Source organism: Levilactobacillus mulengensis, assembly GCF_003946045.1.
Lineage (GTDB): Bacteria > Bacillota > Bacilli > Lactobacillales > Lactobacillaceae > Levilactobacillus > Levilactobacillus mulengensis.
This window is the reverse complement of the sequence record NZ_RHNW01000016.1, coordinates 43,846-56,599: the sequence shown is the minus strand read 5'-3', so window position 1 is coordinate 56,599 and position 12,754 is coordinate 43,846. Positions and strand designations below refer to the sequence as shown.

Genomic DNA, 12,754 nt, shown 5'->3' with positions numbered 1-12,754 from the left:
CTAGTATACTAGAATTTTTTCGCTGATTCGAGCGTTATGGTTTAGTGCGCTCAAATATTCTTTTATTTCATATAAAAGCCGCTCTTCACGGGAGCGGCTTTCGGAAGTATTAAAGTTTGGAACCCTTATTTAGTAAAATCAACGACCATCCGGCCAACGATTTGGTTGTTCTTCATTTCGTCGATGATATCGTTAACTTCGTCCAGACGACGGGTCTTCACGATTGGGTGAACCTTGCCTTCTGCACCGAATTGGAACGTTTCGGCTAAGTCTTGACGAGTCCCAACTAGGGAACCACGAACAGAGATACCGTCTAACACCGTCTTGGCGATGTTTAATTCCATGTCACCTTGTGGTAAGGCAACGGCAACCAACTTGCCATCTGGCTTCAAAGCGTTAACGGACTGGGTGAAGGCGTCCTTGTTAACGGCCGTAACTTGGGCGTTATCCACACCGCCGACCTTAGCTTGGATTTGTTCAGCAACATCACCGTCATGCCGGTTGATCAGCACTTCGGCACCGTTAGCCTTAGCAGCAGCCAACTTGTCAGGGTTACCATCAACGGCGACCACGTGGGCACCGAAGACGTTGTGGGCGTATTGGATAGCCAGGTTACCTAAACCACCGGCACCAACAACTTCAACCCATTGGCCAGGTTTCGTTTCGCCGACCTTCAAAGCCTTGTACATGGTGACACCGGCACAAGTCAATGAGGTTGCTTCAACGGGGTCCAAGCCATCTGGAACCTTAACGGCGTAGTTGGCATCAACGATACATTCTTCAGCCATGGCACCATCAACGGTGAACCCGGAGTTCTTAACATTACGGCAAAGTGTTTCGCGACCAGTCAAGCAATATTCACAGTGGCCACAACCCTTGAAGAACCAGGCAACGGAAACACGGTCGCCAATCTTCAAGTTTTCAACGTCGTCAGCAACTTGGATAACTTTCCCAACACCTTCGTGCCCAATGATCCGGCCAGGTTGCTTGCCGAAGTCACCGGCAGCCACGTGTAAGTCGGTGTGGCAAAGACCACAATATTCCATCTTAACTAAGGCTTCCCCATGGGTGATGGGACGAAGCGTAACATCTTTGATATCAACGTAACCGTCTACTGAATCGCGAATAACTGCTGCTTTCATGAAAACAACTCCTCTTTCTTTTTATCTACAAGAGCTAGTATACTGCAAAAGTGGTGAGTTGCAAGTGAAAATTTGCACAAAAATTATTAAGATTTAACCAAGTTACTAATTAATTAGCGTTAAATCAAGCCTACAATAGAAGAATACAGTAATCAACAATGTGAAGCAAACTACTTAACCGTTTTCAAAAGCAAACTTAACTATCGAATGCAACCGGTTGTTGTTTGCAAGTGAAGGACTTTTTCCCGGTTTAGAAAGTAAAGAAATAACTAAATGTGAGAAGCCGCGTGCTTTTGCATACAATTATGAGAAAATATGATAAAATTAAATGTTGAAATGATTATCGGACGGCCGCTGGTAGTATGGGTTTGATTACAGCGGCTGCCGTGAAATAGCCAGAGGAGTTAGAGCGCAATGAGTCGAATTTTAATTATTGAAGATGAAAAAAATCTTGCCCGCTTTGTTGAATTGGAATTAAAGCATGAAGGTTACGAAACCAACGTGCAATTCAATGGTCGGACCGGATTAGAAGCCGCACTGTCACAGGACTTCGATGTCATTTTGCTGGACCTCATGCTGCCTGAATTGAACGGGATCGAAGTTGCCCGCCGGGTACGCGAAGTGAAGAGCACGCCAATCATCATGATGACGGCGCGTGATTCCGTGATCGACCGGGTTTCCGGGTTAGACCATGGGGCCGACGACTACATCGTGAAGCCATTTGCCATTGAAGAATTACTCGCACGGGTGCGGGCGCTGTTACGGCGGATTCACCTGGAAGGCGAGCAGAAGAACACCAAGCAAACGACCGTTAAGTTCAAGGACCTGACGATTGAAAAGGAAAACCGTATCGTGCGTCGTGGCGATGAGGTGATCAACCTGACCAAGCGGGAATACGAATTGCTGTTAGCCTTAATGGAAAATATCAACGTCGTTTTGGCCCGGGATGTCCTGTTAACCAAGGTTTGGGGTTACGAGTCCGAAGTTGAAACCAACGTGGTGGACGTTTACGTGCGTTACCTGCGGAATAAAATTGATGTCGCCGGCCAGAAGAGCTACATCCAGACGGTCCGGGGGACAGGGTACGTGATGCGTTCGTGAAATCGCCAGAACTAACGGAGACGACTACCGATCAAGCCGATGCCCAACCGAAGAAGCCGGGTTTTCGTTTCTCCCTGAAGTGGGAGTGGGCGTTAACCACGGCTTTTGGGGTACTGGTCATCTTTGCGGTGATTGTTCTCCTGATCTTTAATAGTTTTATGACGGTTCTGATGCGCCAGGAAAAGACCCACGTGTCAGATACGTTGAACGTTGTGGTTGAGAAGTTGAATAACCAGAAGCAGCCGTTGACGGGTAACCAGGTCAACCAGTTGTTGCGGCCACGGACCGTGATGTCTGAGGCCAAGAAGCCGGCTGGTGCCTATAACAATGCGGTGATCACGAGTCTTGCCCGCGATAGCCAAACGGTGACGGTCTATGATTATCAGGGCCAGCCACTGTTTGCCACGCGGAACAGTCCAATCAAATTTGCGAAGAGCAATAAGGAACGGATTGCGACGCGAGTCATCAGCGGTCATAAGAATTTGGTTGGCTCGGCACCAATCCGCGCAAAGCAGGGCAACAAGATTCTGGGGTACGTGCAGGTCACCGATAATCTACGGGACTATCGCGCCACCCAGGTCAAGCTGTTGCAGGTCGAAGTGGTGCTGGGGATGATGGCGGTCTTAGCCGCTGCCGTTCTGAGCTACAGCCTAGCGACCTTCCTGTTGCGGCCGGTCGAGGAAATCCGGGAGACCATTCATGCCATGCGTGAGGATCCCCAGACCGATCGGCGGGTCCCAGAGCTACACCACCAAGATGAACTGAGTGACTTGGGCAATTTGTTTAACGACATGCTCGACACCACCCAGCGCTACATGGATCAGCAACAGCAATTCGTGGAAGATGTTTCCCATGAATTGCGGACGCCCGTGGCCATTATTCAGGGGCACATGGAGATGCTGGACCGGTGGGGCAAGGATGATCCGGAGGTCTTGAACGAGTCCATCAAGGCGTCCCTGCAGGAAACAAAACGGATGAAGAGTCTGGTCCAAGAAATGTTGGACCTGCAACGAGCCGAACAGATTGAGGTCAATTACCCCAATGAGGTTTCGGACGTCAGTGAAGTTGTGGAACAAGTCTTCGACAACTTTAAAATGATTCATCCGGATTACGTGTTTATTTTGGATAACGATGTGCATCGGCCAGTGCAAGCGCAAATCTATCGGAATCATTTGGAACAGATCCTGATCATTCTGATGGACAATGCCGTGAAGTACTCGCAGAAGCGCAAGGAAGTTCATATGAGCTACGAGAGTGACACTAGGAACCTCGAGGTAGCCGTTCAAGACTTTGGTGAGGGAATCTCCCAGGAGAACCGTGACCGGGTCTTTAACCGCTTCTACCGTGTCGACAAGGCCCGTTCGCGGACCAAGGGGGGCAATGGGCTCGGCTTAGCCATTGCCAAGCGCCTGATTGAGGCGTACCACGGGAAGATTACCATCGAGAGTGCGCTGGGTCAGGGCTCGGTCTTCCGGGTCTCCCTGCCAATCTTATCGGATGAGGATGCGCAAATCCTGACCGACAAGAAGGAACGGGTTCAGGCAGCCAACGATGAGATTCCGGGGATCAAGTCAGCGCTATTGGTTGACGATAGTCAGGCCGATAAGCCAGACACACCGGATTCATCAGATGAAAAATAAGTTTTTAAAGGGACACCTTCAGTTGAAATGCTGAAGATGCCCCTTTTTGCTGTATACAATCAGTTGAAAATTTCAAATTGTGATTGACAGGATTTGCTGGTTCGGGTATGCTATGGTAACTAGTTAGTTACTTGAGTAATTAACCGATATAGGGGGATTTTAAAATGAAATTTATCAGTAAGTTTTTTGTGTTCGTTGCCAGTATTGTCGTGATCTTAGGTGTAGGGGCCTTCCTGTTGCCCAACTTGACCAAGAATAAGCATTCCGAACTGGCCATGGCGGCGGATAATGTGAATCCGTTAGTCAAGATTGAAGACGTGTACGCCTCAACCAATGCCAAGCCTATTCGACACTTTATCGGTGGGGGTGGTGAGGACGAATACACTTACCATCTGTTGACCTACAATGCCCAGGGCGAGTCACGGACGGTGGCTTTTGATTCGCAATGGAAGTTGAAGCCTAATAAATTTTTAAAAATCAGTACCAAGGGGCAAAACGTGGAATCCTGGAGCAAGGTTGACCGGGCGACGGTGCCTAGTGGCATTCGTCAGAAATTGATGATGAGCTAAATGGGGATGCTTAAATAACGCTTTTTGTTACTAGCAAATGGGGTTGAAATCACTTCTTGTCCCATTTCTTGGTTCAGAAGTCTGGTCGACGGAAAAGTTAGAAATGAGGCCCAAAAGTGGATGCAAAAGGGATAGCTAAGCTTTTTGCCACTAACAACTAAATAAGGATACAGAAAAAGGCGCCGGCTGAGAAAATCAGTCGACGCCTTTACACATTAGCCGTTATTTTTGATGATGTTGTTGCTTACCAGCGTTACGATTCCGATTCTTTTGGCTGGCCTTTTTAGCCGTTGCTTGTTTAGCAGCCGGGGTCACAGGCTTGGCGACGACCGGTTCAACAACGGGTGCTGGCCGATCCTTCATTTTCGCTTGGATCTCTTTACGAATCCGTGGGCGATAGAAGTTGATGATCAGCGTTTGCAGGCAGGCGAACAACCCACCGACGAAGAAGTACAGGCCTAATCCGGCTGGGGAACTCATCGTGAAGAATAAAATCATGACGGGTGACAGCAGCAGGGTGAAGCGCATCTGCTTCTTCTGTTCTTCCGGCATCCCCAGCAAGGACAGGTACCCTTGCAGCAGGTAGGAGAGGAAGGACAGTAAGGCTAAGATCCAGCTAGCCTTCCCCAAGGGAATGTTCAAGAAGACAGCACTCTGTAATTCTGGTGAATACCGAATGGCCGCGTACAGGGCAGCGAAGACGGGCATTTGAATCAACAGTGGCAAACACCCGATTCCACCGGTCATACTGATCCCGTTGTTCCGGTAGAGGGCCATCATGGCTTGACTGGCAGCCTGTTGTTCTTCTGGCGTTTTGGCAGCCTTTTGTTGCTTTTGCAAGGCGGTCATTTGTGGCCGAATCATCGAGATCTTTTCCTGTTGAACCGTGGCGCCGCGCATTTGCTTCACCATGACTGGTAACAGAACCATTCGCACAATCACGGTCAGAATAATAATCGCCCAACCGTAGCTACCGCCGAAGAAGTTGGCTAACCAATTCATGACGTGTTGCCCAGGAATGGCTAGGTAATCGTAAACGAGGCCGTATGGCTTCCCGTTTTTCGTCTGCACACACCCACTAAGCACTAGTGCCATCGCAACTAGAGCGGTGGTGACAGAGACTTTCTTGGAGATTTTCATTTTATGTTTTGAACCCCTTTTAAATAAACATGTAGAGCGCGGACGCCCCCAGCGGCAAAATGCCGTTAACATCAAACATCTTACTTGATTTAGCGGGCATTTTCAAATAATAATCCGAAACGCCGTAAAATGTTGGGGCGCACGGTCGGTAATCTTGAGCTGACTGACCTGAATCCAGGGGGAGAGATTGGTGCGCAATTGCTGAGCGAAGTTCGCTAACACGTCGGCCTCCGCACTCGCCATGATGGCCACTTGGCCGTTGGGGAGGTTCTGCACGGTCCCAGTTACGCCGAGTTGTTGGGCAAGCTGGCTGGCCGAGTAGCGAAAGCCCACGCCCTGGACGCGACCGCTAACTAAGAGTTCTTGGGTAATCATCGAAAGCCTCCTTTATTTTTTAGGTTAATCATACCGCGCGTGGTCGGACCTGCCCAGTGGTATGGTAAAATTAGGAAAAAGAACGCATACCGGACGTGGGTCCGCTGGCTCATCACAAATGGTGAGTGGCCAGGTGGATTAGCGATAAACGTGTGATCAAAGAATGGGAGTAATCAAGTTGACTGAAAAAATTACGTCGGGACAGAACAAAAAGGTCAAGCAGTGGCGGGCCTTAAACACCAAAAAAGGTCGTAAAGCCACGCAATCTTACCTATTAGAAAGTTGGCATTTGGTTCAGGAGGCCATCAAGGCTAAACACGAACTGACCGCCATCATGGGGACGGCCGACCAATTGGCCGAGCACGCGGCAGAATTGCCAGCCGACGTGGCCACCTACGAACTGACCGACAGTATCGCCCAAACGATTGGGGACACGGGCACGCCGCAAGGCATCTTCGCGACGGTGCCCCTTCCTAAAGACACGGTGGGCGATCCCAGCACGGCTGAGGGCGTTTGGCTATTTCTGGATTACGTTCAGGATCCCGGTAACATTGGCACGATGGTCCGCACTGCGGATGCCGCGGGCCTGACCGGTGTGGTCTTTGGGAAAGGGACCGCCAGTCGGTTCTTACCTAAGGTACTCCGGTCCATGCAGGGGAGCCAATTCCACATTCAATTGGTCGAAGCTGACCTGCACGACTGGATCAGCACCTTTACCGGGCGTCACCTGCCCGTTTACGGAACGAACCTGGACCGGGATGCCAAGAGCTACCGGGACGTGCCACAGCTGACTGCCGGGGCCATTGTCATGGGTAATGAAGGGAACGGCATGGCGCCCGACCTTCAGCAGATGACGACGCGGAACCTGTACATTCCAATTAAGGGGCAGGCAGAATCGTTGAACGTGGCGGTGGCGGCCGGCGTCGTCATGTTCCGCCTGGTCCAATAAGGGGTTGAACTGTTTTTCAGTGCCTTCGGGCTGGTGAAAACTGGGCCTGGTACGCGTTATGGTTCGTTTCCGACGGCGGATTCAAAGTGCCCGGCTATGGGGTCGGTTCCAGCCTGGGAGGCGGGCTTCCACCTCAACTTTGAGCCTGAGGAGCGGTCTCAAAGGTTGTCCCGTGGGCTAGGCTGAGAAAGGACCCCAGCCAAGGCCACCGACACAGCCGGTCACTTTGATCCGCCTCTGGTCACTGACACTGATCTTGCTGGTCCAGTTTTCACCAGCCCTGCGGCTGACACGCGTTCAATCCCTGATTGTTGGCGGGCATGGTGGCGGGCCTCTCTATATACATTATCAGGTGTCTGTTCGCCTTGCTGTGAGTGGGGTTCCACCTCAACTTTGAACCACAAGGCGGTCGCAAAGGTTGCCTCATAGAACTAGGCTGGAACAGAACTCCAGCCAAGGTTACCGACGCAGCTGGTCACCTTGGCTTGCTTCTGGTCACTTCTACAACCGGCCTTGTACAACGGATTGACGTGCCAGATCACGTTTCCGAATCTTGACGTTTTTACGACTGGTCCAGTTTCCTCGGCCATGTTGTGGCTGTTTTTTCTGTACACTATTCTTGCATCTGATTAATGTGTATTGAATGGTATGGCAAAGCATTGTTTTGAGGCGGTTAAGTATTGCGGGAAAACGCGGCTAAATTAATTGGCAAAAACCAACACCATCGTCAGAACTGTAAAAATGGTGTGGTCAGTGTGAGTGACCAGAGGTGGGCCAAGGTAGGCAGCTGTGTCGGTGGTCTTAACTGAGTGCATCTCTCAGTTTAGAGCACGGGACGCCCTTTGAGACCGTACCTCAGGCTCAAAGGCGAGGCGGAAACCCGCTCTTCGGCTGGAACCGTTCCCCACAGCTGGGCGTCTTGAATCTGCCGCCGGGAACGCCCATGCGACACCCAATTTTACAGGCCTGACACAAAGGGATAAAGGTAAAGAAAGGCTTAACCCGGGCGAAATCCAAGCAAGATGGTTGCAATTTGGTGAAAAGTAAGTAAGATATAGGGTTAAGAAGACTGAAAATCATAATTTTAAATGAAAAGGAAGCATTCTATGACCAAACTGACTTGGCGTGATGACCCCGAGTACCTGGCTTTAGTTTCTGATCTGTTGGCAAAGGAGCCGGTTCAACGCCTGGCGAATTACACGCAACACCATCACTCTGACCGCTTGTCCCACTGTATTTCAGTGTCGTATAACAGTTACCTGATTGCAAAGAAACTTGGCTTAAACACCCGGGCCACCGCACGGGGTGGTTTGTTGCATGATTTATTTTATTATGATTGGCGCACGACGAAGTTCAATTTAGGGTCGCACGCGTTTATCCATCCACGAGTTGCTTTGCGGAACGCTGAAAAATTAACGGACCTGAGCCCCATGGAAAAGGATATTATCTTGAAGCATATGTGGGGCGCAACGCTCGCTATGCCAAAATACCGGGAAAGTGCGATTGTTTCCCTAGTAGATGATTACGAAGCGGTTTACGAATTCTGTGGACCAGCCCGTAAGCGAGTGGAAGCCTTAATGAACAAAGTAACGCCTAACGCCTAGCTTCAGGAAACATGGATGGGAGGCAGGATAAGGATGCAAATGATGTCATCAAAGGCCCAAGACGAACCAACGGTAGACTTTGAGCTTTGCCCGCGATTTGAACAGACCTTTTCTTTTTTAGGCAAGAAGTGGAACGGATTAATTATTGATGTCCTCCTGCAAGAGGGACCGCAACGCTTCCGTGACTTAGCCCGCAATATTCCCCGTTGTAGTGATCGGGTTCTGGTTGAACGTTTGAAGGAATTGGAATATAACGGCGTCATTGTTCGTCGCACATTCCCCGACAACGCGTTGATCGAATATGAATTGACGGACAAGGGCGAAGAGTTCAAAGACATTATGGCCGCGGTCCACGCGTGGTCTGACAAGTGGTATTGTCCAACGGAAGCCGACCAGAAATAGTTGACAGTTGCGACAAAATCCGCTAGGCTAAGATAGCGTAATAATTAAAAACGATGATAGAAAAGCAGTAGCCGGTGCAATTTGTCAGGAAGAGTTTGCCTAGATTGGAAGCAAACTTCAAATTACTGGGTGAATTCAGTTCTTGAGTTGTAATCGGGATTCGTGGTAGCACGATGAATGATTTTCCGGCGAATGACCGTTATCACTTCTGAGTGTGGCTAAGAGTCTAAACTTTTAGCTGAATCAGGGTGGTACCGCGAAGCTTCGTCCCTAGTTATGGGGGCGGGGCTTTTTTGTTTGCCCAAGAATTGTGGCGCTTTGACCAAAGAAAATGGAGGATGACGTATGTCGTTAAAGGATAAATTAAACGAACTGCACGAACGCGGTCTCACGGAAATTAAAAAGTCTGGCGATCTGAAAGACGTGAACCAGGTCCGGGTATCGTTACTGGGTAAAAAGGGCCCCATCACCGAGGTTTTACGGGGAATGCGCGACTTAGATGCCGAAGAACGGCCTAAGGTTGGGGCATTTGCCAATGAAATCCGCGATGACTTGACGGCGGCTTTAGCCAAGCGGCGTGAAGAACTGGAAAACGCGGTTTTGAATTCCAAATTGGCGAACGAAGCCATCGACGTGACCTTACCAGGGACGCCGGTTGCCAAGGGTGAACCCCACGTGATCCAACAAATTATCGACCAAATCGAAGACCTCTTCTTGGGCATGGGTTACCAAGTCCTGAGCGGTCCCGAAGTCGAAGAAGACAAGTACAACTTTGAAATGATGAACTTGCCAAAGAATCACCCAGCCCGTGACATGCAAGATACTTTCTACATCACGAAGGAAATCTTGATGCGGACGCAGACCTCCCCAATGCAAGCCCGGACGCTGGAAACGCATGACTTCAGCAAGGGGCCATTGAAGATGATCTCCCCCGGGGTCGTTTACCGGCGCGATACCGATGACCCCACCCACTCCCACCAATTCCATCAGGTGGAAGGATTGGTGATCGACAAACACATTACCATGGCTGACTTAAAGGGGACGTTACAAGTTCTGGCCCACGAATTATTTGGTGACAAATTTGATGTGCGGTTACGGCCAAGCTACTTCCCATTCACGGAACCTTCCGTTGAAGCCGACATTACTTGCTTTAACTGTGGCGGTAAGGGTTGCAAGGTCTGCAAGAATACGGGCTGGATCGAAGTCTTGGGTGCCGGTATGGTGCATCCGAACGTCTTGAAGATGGCTGGCGTTGACGCCGATGTTTACGGCGGCTTTGCCTTTGGGGTCGGCCCTGACCGGTTCGCCATGTTGAAGTACGGGGTGGATGACATCCGGAACTTCTACCTAAATGATGTTCGCTTCCTCAACCAATTCACGAAGAAAGGATAACCGCCAACCATGAAGATTTCATACAACTGGATTAAAGAATACCTGGATTTAAACGTTAAGCCCGCTGATTTGGCGGAAAAAATTGAACGGACGTCCGTTGAAGTGGACGACGTTGTTAAGCCTAGCGATGGTTTAAAGAAAATCGTTGTTGGCCACGTCCTGAGCATTGAAGCGCACCCGGACTCCGATCACTTACACATTTGCCAAGTGGATGTCGGTGAAGACGCCCCCTTACAAATCGTGTGTGGCGCACCCAACATTGCCGAAGGGCAGATGGTCATCGTGGCCTTGCCTGGTTCACGGATTGCCAACAACGTCAAAATTAAGAAGTCTAAGATGCGCGGCGTTTCTTCTGCCGGGATGATCTGCTCCTTACAAGAAATTGGGTTCCCCGAAGCTGTTGTGCCTAAGGAATACGCGGATGGCATTTACGTGCTGCCGGCCGATGCCAAGCCTGGCGACGACGTTTACGATTACCTGGGGATGAACGACAGTCTGATCGACTTGGACGTGACGCCTAACCGGGGGGACATGTTGAGTCTGTACGGGACGTTACATGACCTGTCAGCCATCTACGACCTGCCCGTGAAGTTCGATCAACCAGCCGTTAAAGAAGCTGGTGAACCAATTGCGGACCAATTAAGCATTCACGTGGACGAGTCCTTGGCTCCCCAATACAAGATGCGCTTGGTCAAACAGGTTAAATTAGCCCCAAGTCCCATGTGGCTGCAGATTCGCCTCTGGAACGCCGGCTACCGGCCAATCAACAACGTGGTGGATATCACCAACTACATCATGTTGAAATATGGTCAACCCTTACATGCCTTCGACTACGATAAATTTGCGGGTGAAGACGTTTACGTCCGGAACGCTAAGGCTGGCGAAAAGCTGACGACCTTGGACGAAGGCGAACACGACTTAGACGTCAACGATATTGTGATTGCTGACGACAAAGCCCCAATCGCCTTAGCCGGTGTCATGGGTGGCCTGGACACGGCCATCGCTGACGGCACCACCACGGTTGCCATCGAAGCCGCTGTGTTTGAGCACGACCACATCCGGAAGGCGGCACAACGTCATAACTTACACACGGATGCTTCCCAACGGTTCGAACGTGGTGTGAACCGGACTGGTTTGCAGGATGCCTTAGACGCCGCTGCCCAGATGATGGACGAATTGGCCGGTGGGACTGTCCAAACGGGGACGGTCGTTGCCGCTGACAACGTGCCCGCACCAGCCGTGATCGACATTACTATGAGTCGGGTGAACGCTGTGTTGGGGACCGACCTGGACCAAGCCAAGGTCACCCATATTTTGGAAACGTTGGGTTGTGACGTGACTGCCGACGGTGAAAAGCTGACGGTTACGGTACCCGTTCGGCGCAACGATATTCATATTCCAGCCGACTTGTTGGAAGAAATCGCGCGGATCTACGGCTACGATGAATTGCCAGCCACGTTGCCAACGGGTCGCATGACCATGGGCGAGCTGACCACGTCGCAGAAATTGATGCGGGCAACCCGGCACTCCTTAGAGGGCTTAGGGTTAAACCAAGCCATTTCCTACGCGTTGACGACGGAAGACAAGGCCAAGATGTTCCTGATGCAACCAAGTGAAGTCACCAAGTTGGCGTGGCCAATGAGCGTGGACCACGCCGTGTTGCGGATGAACGTTATCACGGGGCTGTTGGACGACATCGCCTATAACAGTGCCCGGAAGGTGAAGGACGTGGCCTTGTACGAACAAGGACGGGTCTTCTACCGTGAGGACGGGACGGATCGTCCTAGTGAACAGGAACACATCGCCGGTGCCATCACCGGGACGCTGTTGCCAACCGCTTGGGATGCACCGGCCCAACCCGTTGATTTCTACCAAGTTAAGGGAATCGTCGCTGCCTACCTCAAGGATATGGCTGTGAACGGCGACGTAACTTACGTGGCCAACCCGGACATGCCAGAAATGCACCCAGGCCGGACGGCGGACATTTTAGTTCACGGTCATCGGATTGGGTTCATGGGGCAGATTCACCCAACGATTGCCAAGAAATTCAAGATTGGGGCCACTTACGTCTTCGAATTGAACCTGCAGGCCATCATTGACATGCCTAAGCAGGAAAACCAATACGACGTGATTTCACGTTACCCAGCCATCACGCGTGACGTGGCTATGCTGGTCGACAACGACGTGACTAACGACCAAATCGTTGAATTGATCGAAAAGCGGGGCGGGGCGTTCTTACAGTCCGTCAAGCTGTTTGACGTTTACGATGGGGTCAAGGTGCCAAAGGGCAAGAAGTCTTTGGCCTACACGTTGACGTTCCAAGACAAGCACGAAACCTTAGTCGATGATGTTGTGACTCAGGCCTTTGAAAAGGTTGAGAAGCGGCTGCAAGACGACTTGGGCGCTGAAATTCGTTAATGATTTAATGAAACGCGCTAGC

11 protein-coding genes are annotated in these 12,754 nt (G+C 50.7%); 8 read left to right on the top strand and 3 right to left on the bottom strand.

Going from position 1 to position 12,754, the window contains the following annotated elements; all coding sequences use genetic code 11:
* Positions 1-125: 125 nt before the first annotated feature.
* The gene (adhP, locus tag EKM84_RS12000) at positions 126-1,142 is read right to left on the bottom strand and encodes an alcohol dehydrogenase AdhP (protein WP_125765990.1); all 1,017 of its coding nucleotides are present in this window, start codon (positions 1,140-1,142) and stop codon (positions 126-128) included.
* 414 nt (positions 1,143-1,556) lie between these two features.
* Between adhP and EKM84_RS11995 the strand changes: the two genes are divergently transcribed.
* The 3 genes from EKM84_RS11995 (at position 1,557) to EKM84_RS11985 (ending at position 4,452) form a co-directional block, all read left to right on the top strand.
* Complete coding sequence (locus tag EKM84_RS11995; RefSeq protein ID WP_020090053.1) at positions 1,557-2,243, top strand: response regulator transcription factor; 687 nt, start codon at positions 1,557-1,559, stop codon at positions 2,241-2,243.
* The gene (locus tag EKM84_RS11990) at positions 2,240-3,883 is read left to right on the top strand and encodes a HAMP domain-containing sensor histidine kinase (RefSeq protein ID WP_125765989.1); all 1,644 of its coding nucleotides are present in this window, start codon (positions 2,240-2,242) and stop codon (positions 3,881-3,883) included. The genes EKM84_RS11995 and EKM84_RS11990 overlap by 4 nt, the downstream gene beginning before the upstream one ends.
* 164 nt (positions 3,884-4,047) lie before the next feature.
* On the top strand, positions 4,048-4,452 hold the full coding sequence (locus EKM84_RS11985) for a YxeA family protein (RefSeq protein WP_125765988.1): 405 nt from the start codon (positions 4,048-4,050) through the stop codon (positions 4,450-4,452).
* Positions 4,453-4,674: 222 nt separating this feature from the next.
* Here EKM84_RS11985 and yidC read toward each other — a convergent pair whose 3' ends face one another.
* Both yidC and EKM84_RS11975 read right to left on the bottom strand, forming a co-directional pair.
* The gene (yidC, locus tag EKM84_RS11980; protein ID WP_125765987.1) at positions 4,675-5,592 is read right to left on the bottom strand and encodes a membrane protein insertase YidC; all 918 of its coding nucleotides are present in this window, start codon (positions 5,590-5,592) and stop codon (positions 4,675-4,677) included.
* A gap of 102 nt (positions 5,593-5,694) precedes the next feature.
* Positions 5,695-5,967, bottom strand: coding sequence for an acylphosphatase (locus EKM84_RS11975; protein ID WP_125765986.1), 273 nt, complete (start codon positions 5,965-5,967; stop codon positions 5,695-5,697).
* A 178-nt stretch (positions 5,968-6,145) separates the two neighbouring features.
* On the opposite strand from EKM84_RS11975, the gene EKM84_RS11970 reads away from it, so the two are divergent.
* From EKM84_RS11970 to pheT, 5 genes are all read left to right on the top strand, one after another.
* Positions 6,146-6,916 carry a TrmH family RNA methyltransferase gene (locus EKM84_RS11970; protein ID WP_125765985.1) on the top strand — a complete coding sequence of 257 codons (771 nt, stop codon included), beginning with the start codon at positions 6,146-6,148 and terminating at the stop codon, positions 6,914-6,916.
* A gap of 1,106 nt (positions 6,917-8,022) precedes the next feature.
* Complete coding sequence (locus EKM84_RS11965) at positions 8,023-8,520, top strand: HD domain-containing protein (protein ID WP_125765984.1); 498 nt, start codon at positions 8,023-8,025, stop codon at positions 8,518-8,520.
* 33 nt (positions 8,521-8,553) lie between these two features.
* Positions 8,554-8,922, top strand: coding sequence for a winged helix-turn-helix transcriptional regulator (locus EKM84_RS11960; protein ID WP_125765983.1), 369 nt, complete (start codon positions 8,554-8,556; stop codon positions 8,920-8,922).
* A 345-nt stretch (positions 8,923-9,267) separates the two neighbouring features.
* Positions 9,268-10,314, top strand: coding sequence for a phenylalanine--tRNA ligase subunit alpha (gene pheS / locus EKM84_RS11955; RefSeq protein ID WP_125765982.1), 1,047 nt, complete (start codon positions 9,268-9,270; stop codon positions 10,312-10,314).
* Between the two features lie 9 nt (positions 10,315-10,323).
* On the top strand, positions 10,324-12,732 hold the full coding sequence (gene pheT, locus EKM84_RS11950; protein WP_125765981.1) for a phenylalanine--tRNA ligase subunit beta: 2,409 nt from the start codon (positions 10,324-10,326) through the stop codon (positions 12,730-12,732).
* Positions 12,733-12,754: the final 22 nt, after the last annotated feature.

What these genes read in the sequence shown, in the direction of transcription:
- adhP (WP_125765990.1), bottom strand. Translation starts at nt 1,142, where the DNA reads ATGAAAGCAGCAGTTATTCGCGATTCAGTAGACGGTTACGTTGATATC.
- EKM84_RS11995 (WP_020090053.1), top strand. Translation starts at nt 1,557, where the DNA reads ATGAGTCGAATTTTAATTATTGAAGATGAAAAAAATCTTGCCCGCTTT.
- EKM84_RS11985 (WP_125765988.1), top strand. Translation starts at nt 4,048, where the DNA reads ATGAAATTTATCAGTAAGTTTTTTGTGTTCGTTGCCAGTATTGTCGTG.
- yidC (WP_125765987.1), bottom strand. Translation starts at nt 5,592, where the DNA reads ATGAAAATCTCCAAGAAAGTCTCTGTCACCACCGCTCTAGTTGCGATG.
- EKM84_RS11975 (WP_125765986.1), bottom strand. Translation starts at nt 5,967, where the DNA reads ATGATTACCCAAGAACTCTTAGTTAGCGGTCGCGTCCAGGGCGTGGGC.
- EKM84_RS11965 (WP_125765984.1), top strand. Translation starts at nt 8,023, where the DNA reads ATGACCAAACTGACTTGGCGTGATGACCCCGAGTACCTGGCTTTAGTT.
- EKM84_RS11960 (WP_125765983.1), top strand. Translation starts at nt 8,554, where the DNA reads ATGCAAATGATGTCATCAAAGGCCCAAGACGAACCAACGGTAGACTTT.
- pheS (WP_125765982.1), top strand. Translation starts at nt 9,268, where the DNA reads ATGTCGTTAAAGGATAAATTAAACGAACTGCACGAACGCGGTCTCACG.
- pheT (WP_125765981.1), top strand. Translation starts at nt 10,324, where the DNA reads ATGAAGATTTCATACAACTGGATTAAAGAATACCTGGATTTAAACGTT.